At 60.9% G+C, this 16825-nt stretch carries 17 protein-coding genes; 4 read left to right on the plus strand and 13 right to left on the minus strand.

The genetic code is table 11. From position 1 onward, the window contains the following. Window positions 1–23: 23 nt before the first annotated feature. Complete coding sequence (locus ACQKP1_RS12295; RefSeq protein WP_427275440.1) at window positions 24–608, minus strand: bifunctional transcriptional activator/DNA repair enzyme AdaA; 585 nt, start codon at window positions 606–608, stop codon at window positions 24–26. A 115-nt stretch (window positions 609–723) separates the two neighbouring features. Here ACQKP1_RS12295 and ACQKP1_RS12300 point away from each other — a divergent pair, with 115 nt between their 5' ends. Then, window positions 724–1668: a DMT family transporter gene (locus ACQKP1_RS12300; RefSeq protein WP_427275441.1), complete on the plus strand. Its 945-nt coding sequence runs from the start codon at window positions 724–726 to the stop codon at window positions 1666–1668. A gap of 81 nt (window positions 1669–1749) precedes the next feature. Here the strand turns inward: ACQKP1_RS12300 and ACQKP1_RS12305 are convergent, their stop codons facing one another. The 4 genes from ACQKP1_RS12305 to ACQKP1_RS12320 all read right to left on the minus strand — a co-directional run bounded on the left by ACQKP1_RS12305 (window position 1750) and on the right by ACQKP1_RS12320 (window position 3905). Further along, a complete protein-coding gene (locus ACQKP1_RS12305) occupies window positions 1750–2091 on the minus strand; it encodes a RidA family protein (protein ID WP_006728347.1) in 342 nt (113 codons plus the stop codon). An 82-nt stretch (window positions 2092–2173) separates the two neighbouring features. Beyond that, window positions 2174–2512, minus strand: a complete 339-nt coding sequence (locus ACQKP1_RS12310) for a TIGR01244 family sulfur transferase (RefSeq protein ID WP_203016670.1) — start codon at window positions 2510–2512, stop codon at window positions 2174–2176. Window positions 2513–2598: 86 nt separating this feature from the next. Then, the gene (locus ACQKP1_RS12315) at window positions 2599–3426 is read right to left on the minus strand and encodes a DUF4432 family protein (RefSeq protein ID WP_427275442.1); all 828 of its coding nucleotides are present in this window, start codon (window positions 3424–3426) and stop codon (window positions 2599–2601) included. After that, the gene (locus ACQKP1_RS12320) at window positions 3423–3905 is read right to left on the minus strand and encodes a MarR family winged helix-turn-helix transcriptional regulator (RefSeq protein ID WP_427275443.1); all 483 of its coding nucleotides are present in this window, start codon (window positions 3903–3905) and stop codon (window positions 3423–3425) included. Before ACQKP1_RS12320 ends, ACQKP1_RS12315 begins: the two co-directional genes overlap by 4 nt. Window positions 3906–4086: 181 nt before the next feature. Between ACQKP1_RS12320 and ACQKP1_RS12325 the strand changes: the two genes are divergently transcribed. Next, window positions 4087–5412: a L,D-transpeptidase gene (locus tag ACQKP1_RS12325; protein WP_425959288.1), complete on the plus strand. Its 1326-nt coding sequence runs from the start codon at window positions 4087–4089 to the stop codon at window positions 5410–5412. 113 nt (window positions 5413–5525) lie between these two features. Here ACQKP1_RS12325 and ACQKP1_RS12330 read toward each other — a convergent pair whose 3' ends face one another. The 8 genes from ACQKP1_RS12330 to ACQKP1_RS12365 form a co-directional block, all read right to left on the minus strand. Beyond that, entirely contained in the window at window positions 5526–6245 is a 720-nt protein-coding gene (locus ACQKP1_RS12330) for an AAA family ATPase (protein WP_427275444.1), read from the minus strand. 266 nt (window positions 6246–6511) lie between these two features. Then, entirely contained in the window at window positions 6512–7657 is a 1146-nt protein-coding gene (locus tag ACQKP1_RS12335; protein WP_427275445.1) for an iron-containing alcohol dehydrogenase, read from the minus strand. After that, window positions 7654–9039 carry an aldehyde dehydrogenase family protein gene (locus tag ACQKP1_RS12340; RefSeq protein WP_427275446.1) on the minus strand — a complete coding sequence of 462 codons (1386 nt, stop codon included), beginning with the start codon at window positions 9037–9039 and terminating at the stop codon, window positions 7654–7656. Before ACQKP1_RS12340 ends, ACQKP1_RS12335 begins: the two co-directional genes overlap by 4 nt. A gap of 104 nt (window positions 9040–9143) precedes the next feature. Beyond that, a complete protein-coding gene (locus tag ACQKP1_RS12345) occupies window positions 9144–10511 on the minus strand; it encodes a glutamine synthetase family protein (protein WP_427275447.1) in 1368 nt (455 codons plus the stop codon). Window positions 10512–10597: 86 nt separating this feature from the next. Continuing rightward, window positions 10598–11638: a TRAP transporter substrate-binding protein gene (locus ACQKP1_RS12350; RefSeq protein ID WP_006728337.1), complete on the minus strand. Its 1041-nt coding sequence runs from the start codon at window positions 11636–11638 to the stop codon at window positions 10598–10600. Window positions 11639–11743: 105 nt separating this feature from the next. Further along, window positions 11744–13081 (minus strand): TRAP transporter large permease, encoded by a 1338-nt coding sequence (locus ACQKP1_RS12355; protein WP_427276447.1) that lies wholly within the window; start codon window positions 13079–13081, stop codon window positions 11744–11746. An 8-nt stretch (window positions 13082–13089) separates the two neighbouring features. Beyond that, window positions 13090–13599: a TRAP transporter small permease subunit gene (locus tag ACQKP1_RS12360; RefSeq protein ID WP_427275448.1), complete on the minus strand. Its 510-nt coding sequence runs from the start codon at window positions 13597–13599 to the stop codon at window positions 13090–13092. A 105-nt stretch (window positions 13600–13704) separates the two neighbouring features. Next, the gene (locus ACQKP1_RS12365; RefSeq protein ID WP_427275449.1) at window positions 13705–14475 is read right to left on the minus strand and encodes an N-formylglutamate amidohydrolase; all 771 of its coding nucleotides are present in this window, start codon (window positions 14473–14475) and stop codon (window positions 13705–13707) included. A gap of 184 nt (window positions 14476–14659) precedes the next feature. Here ACQKP1_RS12365 and ACQKP1_RS12370 point away from each other — a divergent pair, with 184 nt between their 5' ends. Next, a complete protein-coding gene (locus ACQKP1_RS12370; protein WP_427276448.1) occupies window positions 14660–15535 on the plus strand; it encodes a MurR/RpiR family transcriptional regulator in 876 nt (291 codons plus the stop codon). A 181-nt stretch (window positions 15536–15716) separates the two neighbouring features. Then, entirely contained in the window at window positions 15717–16775 is a 1059-nt protein-coding gene (locus ACQKP1_RS12375) for an ABC transporter substrate-binding protein (protein ID WP_425959326.1), read from the plus strand. The last annotated feature ends 50 nt before the right edge of the window (window positions 16776–16825 follow it).

Below are 16825 nucleotides of genomic sequence, written 5' to 3' on the forward strand. Positions count from 1 at the left end.
GGTCTCCGCGCAACAAGGGGCAATCACGATGGGCGCGGCGACGAACTCCGTTTGATCACCGTCGGTGGTCGTTTGTAAACCTCCTGAAAAACGGCATTGAACCGCCTGACGCTTCCAAAACCCGCCTGCAGCGCAATCTCGGTGATCGGCATATCCGTGCCGGTCAGCAAGCGCTTGGCGCGTTGCACCCGCGCCGTTTTCGCCACCTGGAGCGGGCTTGCGCCGAGATGCTTCTGAAACAGCCGCGAGAGATGCCGCCCGCCGACCCCGACGCGGGCCGCAAGCGCCTCCACGGTCGCATCCGGCGCATCGAGTGCGCCTTCGTCGCGGATCAGTCTTGCTGCCCTTTCCACGATTGCCGCACTGCCCTTCCATGCTGAACTGAAAGGCGCCGTTTCCGGACGGCAGCGCAGACAAGGCCGATAGCCGGCAAGTTCGGCCGCTGCCGCACTCGGGAGGAACTCGATATTGCAGCGAAAGGGCTGGCGCACCGGACAGACGCAGCGGCAATAGATCGCGGTTGTTCGAACGCCAATGAAGAATCGGCCGTCAAACTGCGGATCACGCGCAAGCCATGCCTGCTCACATTGGTGGATATCCAAGCTCATGATGCGAGATTACACCAGCGTTCGGAGCGTCAAAAGGACAGAGTCCGAATCCGGCGAGCAAACCTTGGCCCGGCGGGCCACACATGGCCAACCGATCCACGACGGAACCTTTCGGATGCAGCAGAACCAATCCATGAGCCTTACCGGCTGGGCTCTACTCTTGGCACTGTCCGTTCTGTGGGGCGGCTCCTTCTTCTTTTCCAAAGTCGCCCTTTCAGAGTTGCCGCCGCTCACGGTGGTTCTGGCCCGTGTGGCGATCGCAGCATTGGCTCTGCTTAGCTATTTGCGCATCCGCCGCCAGCCAATTCCTAAAGATGCGACCACCTGGACCGCCTTCTTCGGCATGGGGCTCCTCAACAACCTCATTCCCTTCACGCTTCTATCCTGGGGGCAGACCCAGATTGCCAGCGGTCTGGCCTCGATCCTCAACGCGACCACGCCGATCTTCTCCATCCTCGTCGCGCATTTTCTGACAGCAGACGAAGGCATGACTCGCAACAAGCTCGTGGGCATCGCGCTTGAATTTTCGGGTGTGGCGGTACTGATGGCCGGAAACGGCGTAAAGACCGAGGGCCTGCCGCTCCTGCCGATTCTTGCCTGCCTCGGTGCAGCCCTGTCCTATGGCTTTGCCAGTGTCTTCGGCAGGCGCTTCCGGCGCATGGGCATCTCGCCGGCCACCAGTGCATTCGGACAGGTGTCGGCGACAACGCTGCTGATGATACCCATGGTTACGCTGGTCGACACGCCCTGGCATCTGCCGATGCCGGGAGTGACGACAATCGCCGCGCTTATCGGCCTCGGTCTGCTGTCCACGGCACTCGCCTATATCATCTTCTTCCACATCCTGGCGGTCGGCGGCGCGATCAACAGTTCTCTCGTAACCCTGCTGATCCCCGTCAGCGCCATCCTACTTGGCTATCTGTTCCTCGGCGAACGATTGGCATCCAACCATTTCGTTGGCATGAGCCTGATAGCGCTTGGACTACTCTCCATAGACGGACGCCTGTATCGCTGGCTTCTTGGCCAGCGACGCAAGTCCGGTGCGACCGCGAAACTGTGAACCCTGAGCAAGCATTTGTAAAAACAACAAAAAGCCGGGATCGCTCCCGGCCTTTTGCATTTCAGACATTGCCCTGAAAGATCAGACAGCAGCCGTGACAATGAATTCGACCAGATAGTCAGGGGTCGCAAGCGGCGCGCCGCTTGTTGCGCGGGCCGGCGGGTTGGCCGGGTCGATCCAGGCTTCCCAGACGGCGTTCATTTCGCCGAAGGTCGACATGTCCGAGAGGTAGATGATCGTCTGCAGGATCTTCGACTTGTCCGAACCGGCGGCAGCCAGCAGGCGGTCGACTTCGGCGAGTGCCGACTTCGACTGCTCGGTCACGGTCGAGCCTTCGCCAACCTGGCCTGCGAGGTAGACGGTGTTGCCGTGGACGACGGCGCCGCTCATGCGCTTGCCGGGCTCGATACGCTTGATGCTCATGGGGATACTCCTGCTTGAGACTGGTGAACGAAGACAGACGGCCGGAACGAGATGGTCCGGCCGCAAAATCGGAAATGGGAAATCAGCCGCGCTGGCGCTGTGCGTGTTCGTAGGTCGCCGTCGAGCGGGCGCCGGAACGGCAGTAGCCGAGCATCGGGCGCTCGAATTCTTCCAGCGCATCGACCATGTCGGCGACCGCGTCAGGTGTGACGCCCATCGGTCCGACCGGCACATGCTTGATCTTGAGGCCCAGTTCTTCGGCGCGTTTGGCAACCGCTGCGAATTCCGGCTGGCCGAACTCCTCGCCATCGGGGCGATGGCAGACGATGGACTTGAAGCCGAGCGCCTTGATCTCGTCGACCTCGTCGACCGTGATCTGGCCGCTGACCGAATATTCCTCGTTGATCTCACGGATGTTCATCGGGGCTCCTCGTCAGTTTCCTTGGGGCCAAACATCTACGACGGGCGTTCCTGAGCGTCAATCGCGGGGGGATAACCGATCGGTATTCAGACGAAGGAAAATGCAAACCCATAGTCGCGGCTTTCGCCCGGCTGCAGGATGTTGAATTCGCCGGCGGCCTCGAGCTCGGCACGCCCGACCCAGCGATGCGACACGGGCTCGATGCCGAGCACATGCGCAGGCGCCTTCTGGTTTCGCCACACCTGCAGATGCGGCAGCGTATCGGTTCGAAAGCGGACATTCAGCCGCTTGCCGCCAATCGCGGCGATCGGTCCCAGACGCAGTTCCGCCCAGCCGCCATGGCCCGCGGGCACGCAGAAGATGCCACCCTCCGCTTCGCCGAAGGTCCAAGGAAAGCCGCCGCCGTCAAGCATCGCCCCTTCGAGCTGCGTTTCGTCGTCGAAGTGCTTGGCGCCCAGGTTTATGTGATACATCAGAAAGGTCGGAAAGGCGGTTTCGCCGACATTCACGACTGTATCGGAAAGCTGCACCTCGCCGCTCTCCGCTTTCAGCCGCCATTGCCGCCGCAAATGCGCATGGCCGCCAGCCGCAAGCGTCACATCGACCACGGCCCGCGCAACGAGATCCTCCCCCTCGACCGTCATCTCGATCGAATGCGCCTGGCTGGCGGAGAATGAGCCGTGCAGAGGAAAGTGCCGGTCCGTGCCCGCGATCGGCTCTCGATGACGGATATGGTCGGGACCGCAGGTGAACAGGAACCCTTCCAGGGAATGATCGATTCGCGGATCGCCGTCATCGGGGATCGCCCGGCCGGGTGACAGATCGACGCCCTCGACGACGCAGGAGCCGATATCGAATACCGAGCTCTCGTCGAGCGCCAGACGCGGTCCCTTGGGACCGGAAAAAGTGATCATGCAAGAGGTTCCTCGGCCTGCCGATGCGGAGCCCTGAGGTGACCGGTGGAAATGAGATCCTCCAAGCCGACGAGCCCGCTGTCGAGCGAGGAGAGATAGGCGATGTTGACGCTGCGCTCAAGCCACCGCTGGAAGGCACCCGCTTCGTCGGCAAGGCGCTCGAACCTGTGCTGCCCCTTCTGCGTTAGAGACAGAAGTTCAAAGCGCCGGTCCGATCGATCCTTCTTGCGAATGAGATAACCCTTGTCCTCCAGCACTTTCACAGCACGGCTGATTTTGGTCTTGGACAGACCCGAATGGGAGGAGATGGCCTTCGCCGTCGTCGGCGTGTGTTCACCCAGCGACCAGAGAACCTGCCATTCGGACCAGGACAGCTCGTCTTCCGGGCCGCAGAATTGCGTGAAGCCGTGGTCAACGCTTTCGGCCACGCGCAAAAGCCGGAAGGGCATGAATGCCTCCATCCTCAGTCTATCCTGCATTGTCCCCCCTCAACCCGGCACTGCGACCCTGCATCCAGCCCGGTTATCTCTTCCGCCCCCACAGCGAGTTAACTCTCAATTCATTATGAATTCACCTTTTCCACATTAGTGTCAAATTTATCGCGTTTGTCGCCGGCTCAGACGAGGAAACCGAATCGTGTTCGACTTCAGGAAATCTAGCTTGATACTTGCGGTTTTGGCCGCCGCCTCCCTCACCTCGGTGAGCACTGCATCGGCACAATCGGTGTATGACGATCGCCACTCCCAGATGCTGCTCGTCTCGCCGGAAGGCGATATCCTCGACTATGTCCCGGAGGTCGGCGAAGTCATGATCAGCCGCGACCGGATGGGCCGCACTGTGCTGATTGACCGCAGAGGCAATCTCGTCGCGACTGAGATCCCGGCTGAAAGCTATTATCCTCCCCGCCAGCGGGGTGGAAACCGTGGCCTGCCCGGCGTCTACGATCCCTATGCCGAGCCGGCGCCGCGAGGCTGGGACGACGACGTCACGACCGCCTCCATTCCCGACATCGACCCGCGTGACAGTCTGCCACTCGAGGGCATGCCCCAGGACATGCCGTATGGCGGCCCGGACCTTCCCGCACCCGCCGACACAGCCCCGGCACGCACGGTGACGCCGGAAATCCCGGTCAAGAGCAATCTGTCCCGCCTGGAGATCACCGCCCTGCAGGTGTTCCTCGACCGCGAAGGCATTTCGCCCGGCGTCATCGACGGCAAGATGGGCCAGAACGTCAACAAGGCGATCGTCGCCTGGGAGCAGATGACCGGCGAGACACTCGACCCGAACAATGCCGATGACATCCTGGAACGCCTGCGCCTCTCCGGCGGCCTGGCGATCAAGAGCTATACGATCACTGCCGGCGATGCGGCCGGCCCGTTCGTTGCGTCGATCCCCGACGACTACGCTCACAAGGCACAGCTTCCGGCCATGTCCTACACCTCGACGGCCGAGATGCTCGCCGAGCGCTTCCACATGGACGAGGGCTATCTGCGCGAACTCAACCCCGGCGTCGATTTTTCGATCCCGGGCACGACGATCAAGGTGGTCGAGCCCGGCCCGTACAAGAAAGGCAACGTGACACGCATCGTCGCCAACAAGGGTCTGAAGCAGGTCTTCGCCTATGGCGAAGATGGCGGCCTCATTGCCGCCTATCCGGCCAGCATCGGCTCCGCAGACACCCCTTCCCCGTCCGGCACGGTCACGATCGAACGCATCGCTCTCAATCCAGGCTACACCTACAATCCGAAGATCAATTTCCAGCAGGGCAACAACACCCAGATCCTGCAGATCCCGCCTGGCCCGAACGGCCCTGTCGGAACGGTCTGGCTGGCGCTGTCCAAGCCCACCTACGGCATCCACGGCACCCCCGAGCCTTCCAAGATCGGCCGCACCCAGAGCCATGGCTGTATTCGCCTGACCAACTGGGACGCCACGGAACTGGCCAAGATGGTGAAGCCGGGCGTAACGGTGGAATTTGTCGAGTAAGACGCAAAGCCTTCGAGACGCGCTTGCGCAATAACAGACTCAGATCTGAATACGAAGAGACCGCCGGCAGCACCGGCGGTCTCTTCGTTTTTGGAATTTTGGACGCGAGCGGCTCAGGCGGCTGATCGAACCAGACGGAACAGGCGGCGCGGCTCGTTGGAGCGGATCACCTTGACCGGCAGCAGGCGCATGACCTCGGTGGCAAAGGCCTTGGCATTGTCCTGAGCCTTGTCGAGATTGCTGATTTTCGCCATATCCATCGAATACAGCGTGCCACCACAGTCGAAGATCTCGCGATAGGCGCTGCGCTCGGCAATCGGCGTGTTGATGACATTGACGCCGCGGGCAGCCAGCAGCCCCTTGATGGTCAGAAGCGCGCGCGTCGTCACCATGGAGGTGACGCGTGTGAGAACGACCGAATGCGGAATGACGAGGTTGCCCGCATCTTCCATCAGCTTGATCAGGTCGAGGATCTGGGCGCCACCCTTGGCATCCATGGCGCAGCCCTGGACCGGGATCATCACGTGATCGGAGAGACCGATCGCGGTTGTTACCATGGCATCACGCGCACCGGCCAGATCCATGATGATGTAGTCGTTGCTGCGCGAAAGCTCGCGGATATGGCCCTGGACGGAAGCGACCGTAACCTCGGAGACCACCTGGATGTTGCGCTGCGGACCCGAGATCTCGTGCCACTGGGTGATCCAGCGCTGCGGATCGGCATCAAGGATGGCGACGCGATATCCTTGATGGGCCAGCTCGGTGGCGAGTAGAAGGGCTGCGGTGGTCTTGCCGGCACCACCCTTGGCATTGGCAAAAGAAATGACTGGCATGCTGTTTCCTTGGGAGGTCGGATCCGAGCGGCTCATCGCTCTTTGGCAACCTGCGTCATCGGCGCCACATGCAGTCATCATGGCCCAAACATGGTTAACAAACTGGAAACGAGCACCAGCTCCCCCTCCCCCTTAATGGGGAGAAGCGACGGAAAACCCTAGTATATTCGCAGATAGGAATGGGCAGGCAGAAGCTCGGCCCGACAGAATGACTCGAAAGGCCCCGGCACGACATGCCGGGGCCTTTCAGCGAGCGACGCTTGAGATCAGAAGCAGTCGGCAAAGAGCTGCTTGGTGTTTTCGAGAGTCATCTTCACCGGATTGCCGCCGGCGCTGGGATCCTCGATCGCCATGGCGGAGAGTTCGTCGATCCGGTCATTGGCGATGCCCATGGCCGTGAGGTTTTCCGGCACATGCAGCTCCGCACGGAGTGAAAGCACGTAGTCATAGAAGCCGTCGAAGCCACCCGCGATGCCGAGATAGGCGGCAGCCCGCTCGATGCGATCCTCGATGACGTGACGGTTGAACTTCAGCACCGGAGGCATCACAACCGCGTTCGTCATGCCGTGATGGGTATTGTAGACGGCGCCGATCGGATGCGACAGCGCGTGGATGGCACCGAGCCCCTTCTGGAAGGCAACAGCGCCCATGGCAGCCGCCGACATCATGTTGGTGCGGGCTTCGATGTCGGTGCCGTCCTTGTAGGCGCGCGGCAGGAATTCCTTGACCAGCCGCATGCCTTCGAGCGCGATGCCTTGGCTCATCGGGTGATAGAAAGGCGAGGAATAGGCTTCGAGGCAGTGCGCGAAGGCATCCATGCCCGTTCCGGCGGTGATCATCTTCGGCATGCCGACGGTCAGTTCAGGGTCGCAAATGACGACGCCGGGCAGGAACTTTGGATGGAAGATGATCTTCTTCACATGGGTTTCGGAATTGGTGATGACCGAAGCGCGACCGACTTCCGATCCGGTACCCGCGGTGGTCGGCACGGCAACTATCGGCGCGATCGCATCGGAATTGGCCCGCGTCCACCAGTCGCCGATATCCTCGAAGTCCCAGACCGGCCGGGTCTGGCCGGCCATGAACGCCACGCACTTGCCAAGGTCGAGGCCCGAGCCGCCGCCGAAGGCAACCACGCCATCATGGCCACCATCCTTGTAGGCCTTGATACCGGCTTCGAGGTTCTTCTCATTCGGGTTCGGATCGACATCGGCAAAGAGCGCTCGACCAAGGCCTGCCTCTTCCAGCACATCGAGCGCCGTCTGGGTGATCGCCATCGGGGCAAGCCCCCGGTCGGTGATCAGGAGCGGCTTCTTCATGCCGAGCGACTTGCAAGCGTCCGCCAGTTCCTTGATGCGGCCACGTCCCATCTTGATGGCGGTGGGATAGCTCCAATTGGCGACGATGTTCATTTGGTGACTTTCTTCAGGTGATAGGATTTGGGACGGGTAAGATTCTGGAAGCCGAGGACTGACAGCGAGCCGCCCTTGCCGGTTTCCTTGACGCCGGTCCAGCAAAGCGCCGGGTCGAGGTAATCGGCGCGGTTCATGAACACGGTGCCGGTCTCGATATCGCGGCCGATGCGGGCAGCGCGTTCGGGGTCTTGCGTCCAGAGCGAGGCAGTGAGGCCATAGGGGCTGTCGTTCATCAGACCGAGCGCCTCGTCGTCGCTCTTCACCTTCATGATACCGACGGCCGGACCAAAGGTCTCGTCCTTCATAAAGGCCATGGAATGATCTACGTTCACCAGGACCTGCGGCATGATATAGGCGCCGCCGTCATCGGCCGGGAAAAGCTTCGGATCGACCAGCGCCTTCGCACCCTTCGACACGGCATCGGCGATCTGCTCGCGCACCACCTTGGCGAAACGCTTGTTGGCCATCGGCCCGAGCGTCGTTTCGGCATCCAGCGGATTGCCGAGCTTGTAGTTCGACACCCAGGCGACCGACTTCTCGACGAAGGCGTCGTAGAGGCTCTCATGCACATAGATGCGCTCGATGCCGCAGCAGCACTGGCCGGAATTATAGGTTGCGCCATCCATCAACGTATCGACGGCAGCATCGAGATCCGCGTCTTCCATGACGTAACCGGGGTCCTTGCCGCCGAGCTCCAGGCCGAGACCGGCAAAGGTACCGGCAGCGGCCCGTTCGATGGAACGCCCGCCTTCGACCGAACCGGTGAAATTGATGAAGTTGAAATTGCCCGCTGCGATCAGGGCGGACGTCGTGGCATGGTCGAGGAAGAGGTTGATGAAGACATCATCCGGAACACCCGCCTCAACGAAAGCCCGCACCATGCGCTCGCCGACGAGAAGCGTCTGGGTCGCATGCTTGAGGACGACGGTGTTGCCCGCCATCAGCGCCGGCGCGATCGTGTTGATCGCGGTCATGTAAGGATAGTTCCACGGCGCGATGACGAAGACGACGCCATGCGGCTCGCGCTCGATGCGACGCTCGAACGTGTCACTTGCTTCCACGACCAGTGGCGCAAGCGAGTCGGCAGCAATCGCCGCGACATAGTTGGAGCGCTCGTTGAAGCCCTTGTATTCGCCGCCGTAGCGCACCGGACGGCCCATCATATGGGCCAGTTCCGGCACCACTTCGTCCGCCATCTCGTTGAGGCGGGCAACGCCCTTCAGCACCAGCTGAACGCGGTCCTCAAGCGGCCGGCGCGCCCAGGCCTTCTGCGCCTTGCGCGCACGAGCCACGGCCTCGCTTGCCGCTTCCAGCGACATCGCCGGTCGCTCCGCGTAAACCGATCCATCGATCGGCGAAATGCATTGGATCATGGTCATGATCGTCTTCCTGTTGTTCTAGAACGAGATGACAGCGGCCGCAGCCGCTGTCCTTGTTTCCACCCTTACGCCGGGGATCGTGGCGGGCTCAAGGCCGCCTTTGGTCACGCGCGCTCGAAGCCGCGCGCCACCTCCCAGTCCGTGATCCGGCGATCATATTCTTCCTGCTCCCACTCTGCGGCGCGAACGTAGTGATCCACGACGTCGTCGCCGAAAGCAGCCCGCAGCATCTGCGACCCGCGAAGCGTTTCCGCAGCCGCCCGCAAAGTACGAGGAATCTCGCGAGCCTCCTTTGCGCCATAGGCATCGCCCGAGAATTCCGGCTCGAGCGCCATCTTTTTCTCGATGCCGTCGATCCCGGCGGCGAGCAGTGCTGCCATGGCGAGATACGGGTTGAGATCGGAACCACCCACGCGGCATTCGACGCGGATGCCCTTGCTCTGCTCGCCGCACAAGCGGTAGCCGGCGGTGCGATTGTCCTTCGACCAGATCGCCTTGGTCGGCGCAAACGTGCCGGCGACGAAGCGCTTGTAGGAGTTGATGTAAGGAGCCAGGAAATAGGTGAAATCGCTGGCATGGGCAAGCAACCCGGCCATGTAGTGCTTCATGGTCTCGGACATGCCGTATTCGCCATTCTTATCGAAGAACAGCGGCGTCTTGCCATCGGCAGACCAGAGAGACTGGTGGATATGCGAGGAAGACCCGGCAGCATTGTAATGCCACTTGGCGAGGAAGGTGATGGCCTTGCCCTTCGACCAGGCAATCTCCTTGCAGCCATTCTTGATGATCACGTGCCGGTCCGCCATGGTCAGCACGTCGGCATAGCGGACATTGATCTCTTCCTGACCGGCAGACGCCTCGCCCTTGGAATTCTCAACCGGGATACCCGCCCCCTGCAGGCCCTTTCGGATCGCCCGCATCACGTCCTCTTCCTTGGTCGTCTGGAAGATGTGGTAGTCCTCGTTGTAGCCCGAGACCGTTTTCAGGTCGCGATAGCCGGAGAGCCGCGCCTCGTCATAGGTCTGATCGAAGAGGAAGAATTCGAGTTCGGTCGCCATGAAGGCCTTCATGCCCATGGCCTCAAGCCGGGCGACCTGCCTCTTCAGGATCGCGCGCGGCGAATGCGGCACTTCCGCATGGGTGGCGTGGTCGAGCATGTCGCAGAGAACCAGCGCTGTGCCTTCGAGCCAGGGAATGCGGCGAAGGGTCGAAAGATCCGGCTTCATCGTGTAGTCGCCGTAACCCTTTTCCCAGCTGGTCGCCTTGTAGCCGGAGACAGTTTCCATCTCCATGTCGGTGGCGAGCAGGTAGTTGCAGCTATGGGTTTCCTTGTAAGCGCTCTCGACGAAGAACTCCGCCTGGAACCGCTTGCCCATCAATCGGCCCTGCATGTCCACCTGACACGCCAGAACCGTGTCGATGCGCCCTTCTGCGACGTCTTTTTTCAACTCTTCGAATGTGTACGTGGTCATCTCGGTGTTCCCAGGGCAGCGATTGGCTCATGCCGTCTTGTTTTGTGAAGGCGACCCGGCAGAAGCCGGATCGCCATTGCGTGTGATCAGCCGTAACGATAGGGCTTGCCGGCCTTTTCCATGTCGGAATTGTACTTCTTGAGGATCTCGACGACCTTGCCGGTGCGCTCGGTCTGCTTGGCGACTTCGTCCCAGAAGACGAGGGCCGCATCTTCGACCGACTTCCATTCGGCATCCGGGATGCTGGTGAGTTCCAGGCGGCCACCCTCGGCGCGGAGCCGGGCTTCGCCACCCCAGTACCAGTGCAGACGCTTGTAGTGGGAGGAATCCATGCACATCTGCCACAGGGTCTGCAGGTGTGGCGGGACCTCGTTCCAGCGATCGGCATTTGCGAAGAACGAACCGCACCAGCCGCCCGACACATTGTTGGTCAGGAAGTACTTGGTCACGTCGACCCAGCCCGAGGTGAAGACTTCGGTGATGCCGGACCAGGCGATCGCGTCGATTTCACCCGTCTGCATGGCAACCGGCACGTCTTCGAACGGAATGGTGACCGGCACGACGCCGAATTGCGACAGGAACTGACCGGCCGTCGGGAAAGTGAAGACGCGCAGGCCCTTCAGGTCATCGAGTTTGGTGATCGGCTTGTTGGTGGCGAAGTTGCACGGGTCCCAGGCGCCGGCGGAGAGCCACTTCACGCCCACTTCCGAATAGGCCTGATCCCAGATTTCGGCGAGGCCGTATTCGTAAAACAGCGTCGGCACATCGAGGCTGTAGCGCGAGGCGAACGGGAAGTAGCCGCCGAAGACCTTGATATCAACAGGCGAGTTCATCGAGTCGTCGTCCGACTGGACGGCGTCGATCGTGCCGGCCTGCATCGCGCGGAACAGTTCGCCTGTGGGCACGAGCTGGTCTGCAGTGAAGAGCTGGATCTCCATCTCACCGTTGGCCGCCTTGTTGAAGGCGTCGACGGCCGGACGGATGACAAATTCGGCGAGTGCTGCACCGGCATAGGTCTGCAGGCGCCAGGTGATCTTCGCGTTCTGGGCCTTGACGTAAGGGGCTGCCAGAACGGCAGGGGTGGCCATGGCGGCCGTCTTCAGGAATGAACGTCTGCTGTTGGTCATGTTGTTTCCCTCTGTTCTTCGTTTCTTTTGAAGCCCGCAGGACCTAAGGTCCGGCGGGTAGTCCTGGTGCCGGGCCCGTTTGCCGAGCCTCTTGTCATTCGAACGCTAACCTCTGAGATAGATCTGGCTGGGCAGCCAAGTCGCGATCTGCGGAAAGATCATGATGATTACCATGCCGAGCATCATGATCAGGACGAACGGGATCACCGACCGATAGATATCGATCAGCCGGATGTCGGGTGGCGCCATCGCCTTCATCAGGAAGAGATTGTAGCCGAAGGGCGGTGTCATGTAGGCGATCTGGCAGGTGATCGTGTAGAGTACGCCGTACCAGATGAGCGCGTTATCGACGCCGAGATCGAGCTTGCCGACGAGCGGAATGTAGAGCGGCGCGACGATGACCAGCATCGCCGTATCGTCGAGAAATGCCCCCATCACCAGGAACGACAGCTGCATGATGATCAGGATCTCCCAAGGCGTGAGACCGATATCACGCACCAGCAAAGTCTCGATGGCCCTGACGGCTCCCAGCCCATCGAAGACGGCGCCGAAGCAGAGTGCGGCCAGGATGATCCACATGAACATGCAGGAGATGCCGAGCGTCTGCTCGAGCACCCGGTTCCAGACTGCCTTGGAAAGGCGTCCCTTGTACCACGCAGCAAACAGGGCGCCGAGAGCACCGACCGCCGAGCTTTCCACGAGGCTGGTGATGCCCATCAGGAACAGGCCCATCATCAGGAAGAAGATGAGGAACGGCAGGATGCCCGCCTGCAAGAGTTTGAGCTTCTCGATCATCGGCATGTCGCGCTCTTCTTTGGGAAGGGCCGGACCGAGAGCTGGATTGAGACGGCAGCGGATGATGATGTAGAGGCAGAACATCGTCGCAAGCATCAGCCCAGGGAAGACGCCCGCAAGCCAAAGCTGGCTCACCGGCTGGCGCGCGATCATGCCATAGAGCACCAGCACGACGCTCGGCGGGATCAGGATCCCGAGCGAACTGCCGGCCTGGATGACGCCGGAGACCATGATCTTGTCGTAGCCACGGCGCAAAAGTTCCGGCAGCGCAATCGACGCCCCGATGGCCATGCCGGCGACCGACAGACCATTCATCGCGGAAATCACGACCATCAACCCGATCGTGCCGACCGCCAGACCGCCCGGCATGCCACCGAACCAGACATGGAAGGCCTTGTAGAGGTCCTCTGCGATGCCGGATTCCGACAGCATGTAGCCCATGTAGATGAAGAGCGGCAGCGTCAGCAGCGGATACCACTTCATCAGCTTCATGCCGGCCGAAAAGCCCATCTCGAAGCCACCATTGCCCCAGAGCACGGCCGCCGCCACGACGCCGACGAAGCCGATGGTCGCAAACACGCGCTGCCCTGTGAGCATCGACATCATCATCGACGAGAACATCAGGAGCGCTATCATTTCATAGCTCAAGAAATCGCTCATGCGATCGGCCTCCCCATGGCGACCGCGAGGTCCTTGATGAAGATCGACGTCGCCTGCAGGAAGGTCAGGAAGATACCGATGACCATGACGATCTTCACGGGGGCCATGTAGGGCGACCAGGAAGAGTAGCTGGTTTCACCATATTGCAGCGCATAGGAGGTGCTCGACACCCCGCCCCACATCAGGAAGAACAGGTAAACGAAGAGCATCATGATCGTGATCACATCGACGACGGCCTTGGTCTTCGGCGACCAGCGACCATAGAGCAGATCCATGCGCACGTGACTGTCGAGCTGGAGCGAGTAGGCGCCGCCGAGCAGATAGTAGCCGGCCATGACGAACTGCGCCATTTCAAGCGTCCAGTGCGCCGGCAGGAACAGGCCTTTCGAGATGGACGAATACAGCAGGATGCCCATCATGACGAAGACGCCATACATGACGATCCGGCCAACGCGGCGATTGAAAGCATCCACGATACGCACATAGGTTTGCAGGGCTTGCGGCATCAGTTTACCGCCAGCCCGGAACGCTTGAGCGGTCCTCGTCTCATCATCTCGTATGCCGGCATCCGTTCCCTCTTTGATATGTGGTTTGCCCAGCGTTTCGGATAGTTATGCGACCCTTTCGAGCGCTCCTGAAATCAAGTCCGCGAGATAGGCGGAGATAGCCTTAAGGCCTGCCTCGTCGCGAACCAGGTCGTTGCGCACCTCGATCATGACATTGGCGAAGCCTTGCGGCAGCGCATGCAGACGCAGCGTATGGGTGACGCCGTCTTCTGGCCCATACGGCGAGTTGCGCTCAACACGGTAAGGACCACCGGCTGCGGCCTCAAGCATGGCATCCGCCAGACGACTGTCCGTATCGTGCAGAATTCCGATCTCGACCTCGCGCGCCTTGCCAAAATAGACCGGCGTAAAGGTATGCACAGTGACGATGACGGGCTTGCCGCCGTCCCCGGCGATCCGCGCAATCTCGGCAGCAATCCGGTCGTGGAAGGGAACGTAAAGTGCCGCAGTCCGCGCATAACGCTCAGCCGGACTGAGGTTCAAATTGCCCGGGATCGTGTAGATCTCGCTCTTTTCCGGCATGGCGGCCGGCGACTCCGGCGGACGATTGCAGTCATAGACCAGTCTTGAAAAACGCTGATGGACGAGCAGTCCGTCGAGTGCAGTTGAAAGGCGGCGGGCGATCTCAAGAGCACCCGGATCCCAGGCGATATGGCTGGATAGAGCATCCGGCGAAAGACCCAGGTCACCTGCCGATGGCGGCAACACGGCAGATGCGTGCTCGCAGACGAAGACGAGACCGCTCGCCGCTGCCGCATTGTCGACTGCAACCACCTCACCGTCCAACGCTGTCAGGATCCCCGACCTCAAGAGCATGCTGATTGTTCCCCTGGGCTCGTTGGCCCAATTTATTTTCGAAGAGAATTCTTCACGGTTAAGCGTCTGTCAATCCGCTACTGAAAAATTCTCTTCAAAGGGCAGTTGACTCAATTGTGACAGCGAGGCTTAATCCTGAAAAAGCCGGCGACAGACTGGCTTGAGGGGAGTCAATCGGTTCTTGATGAATGCGTCGACCACGGTGTCGGACGTGATCCATGCCCATTTTGATGGGCTGACGCGTGCCGAACGGCAGCTGGCAGAAAGCCTGCTGCAGAACTACCCCGTCTCAGGACTGGGCAGCATCACCACCGTTGCCGAAAATGCCCGGGTGTCGACACCGACAGTCGCCCGCATGGTGCAGAAGCTCGGCTACAAGGGCTATCCCGAGTTCCAGGCGCATCTCCACCAGGAACTTGAGGCGACGATCTCAAACCCGATCGCCAAGCACGACCGATGGGCCGCCAACGCTCCCAACCGGCACATCCTCAACCGGTTTGCTGAAGCCGTCATGGCCAATCTGCGCAACTCGCTGGGAGAACTGCGCACGGCGACCTTCGATGAAGCCGCTCGTCTGATCGGGGACCGCCATCGCAGCATTTATTTCGTCGGCGGACGCATCACGGGTGCGCTTGCCGAATACTTCTTCACCCATATGCAGGTCATCCGTCCCCGGACGACCTTGATGTCCTCGAATGCCAGTTCATGGCCGCAGCACGTCCTCAATATGCAGGATGGCGACGTGCTCGTGATCTTCGACATCAGGCGCTACGAGGCGGATCTGACGACGCTCGCGGAGGTCGCGCGCGCCAACGGCGTACAGATTATTGTCTTTACGGACCAGTGGATGTCGCCGGTGGCACAGCATGCGCGCCACTGTTTCAAGCTCCATATCGAGGCACCGTCGGCATGGGACAGCTCCGTCGTGACGCTGTTCGTCGTCGAAGCCCTGATCGAGGCCGTGCAGAGCTCGTCCTGGGACGAGACGCGCGAGCGCATGAACACACTCGAAGGACTTTTTGAACAGGCACGCCTGTTCCGAAAGCCCCGACATGGGTGAGAGAAGAAACCGGAGGATCATTCAGGATACAGGCCATCATCGATAGACCGCGCAAGGCCGATATCCGTCACATAACCATAACAAAGGCCACATAAGTGAACCGCATCGCTTCCAACACAAGAGGAGAACTACAGTGACCACCAATCTTCGCAAATTCCTGTCGCTCACGACCGCGCTGGTCATGACAAGCTCGGCCGTTGCCTATGCCGAGCCGAGCGCCGAGCTGATCGAAGCCGCCAAGAAGGAAGGCATGCTGACCACCATCGCCCTGCCCCACGACTGGTGCGGCTACGGCGAAGTCATCGCCGCCTTCAAGGCGAAGTATCCGGAAATCACCGTCAACGAATTGAACCCGGATGCCGGCTCAGCCGACGAAGTTGAAGCCATCAAGGCCAACAAGGACAACAAGGGCCCGCAGGCTCCTGACGTCGTCGACGTCGGTCTCGCCTTCGGCCCGCAGATGAAGGCTGAAGGCCTTCTGCAGCCCTACAAGGTCTCCACCTGGGACGAAATCCCGGACAACATCAAGGACGCCGAAGGCTACTGGTACGGCGACTACTACGGCGTCATGTCCTTCCTGGTGAACAAGGACCTCGTCGAAAACACCCCGAAGGACTGGGCTGACCTCCTGAAGCCGGAATATGCCGGTCAGGTCGCTCTCGCCGGTGACCCGCGCGCCTCCAACCAGGCCATCCTCGGCGTTCTCGCGGCCGGCATGGCAACGGGCGCAGCTGCTGGCAAGGACGCCGGAGAAGCTGGCCTCAACTACTTCGCCGAAATGAACAAGGCCGGCAACTTCGTGCCTGTTATCGGCAAGTCCGGCACGCTCGCTCAGGGCGCGACCCCGATCGTCGTCATGTGGGACTACAACGCGCTCGCCGCTCGTGACACGCTCGCCGGCAACCCGCCGGTCGAAGTCGTCGTTCCGGACAAGGGCGTTCTCGCTGGCGTCTACGTTCAGGGCATCTCGGCCTATGCACCGCATCCAAATGCAGCGAAGCTCTGGATGGAGCACCTGTACTCCGACGAAGGTCAGCTCGGCTGGCTGAAGGGTTACTGCCACCCGGCCCGCTTCAACGCCATGGTCAAGGCCGGCAAGGTTCCGCAGGACCTGCTCGACGCCCTGCCGCCGGCTGAATCCTACGAAAAGGCCTACTTCCCGACGCTCGAAGAAGTCGACGCAAACAAGGCTGCCGTCACGGCTGGCTGGGACAGCGTCGTCGGCGCCAACGTTCAGTAAGTTGAGACCTTGATGTGCCGCCCCGATCTTTTCTAAGGTCGGGGCGGCGC

It is taken from the genome of Allorhizobium sp. NPDC080224 (assembly GCF_050281005.1).
Taxonomy (GTDB): domain Bacteria; phylum Pseudomonadota; class Alphaproteobacteria; order Rhizobiales; family Rhizobiaceae; genus Allorhizobium.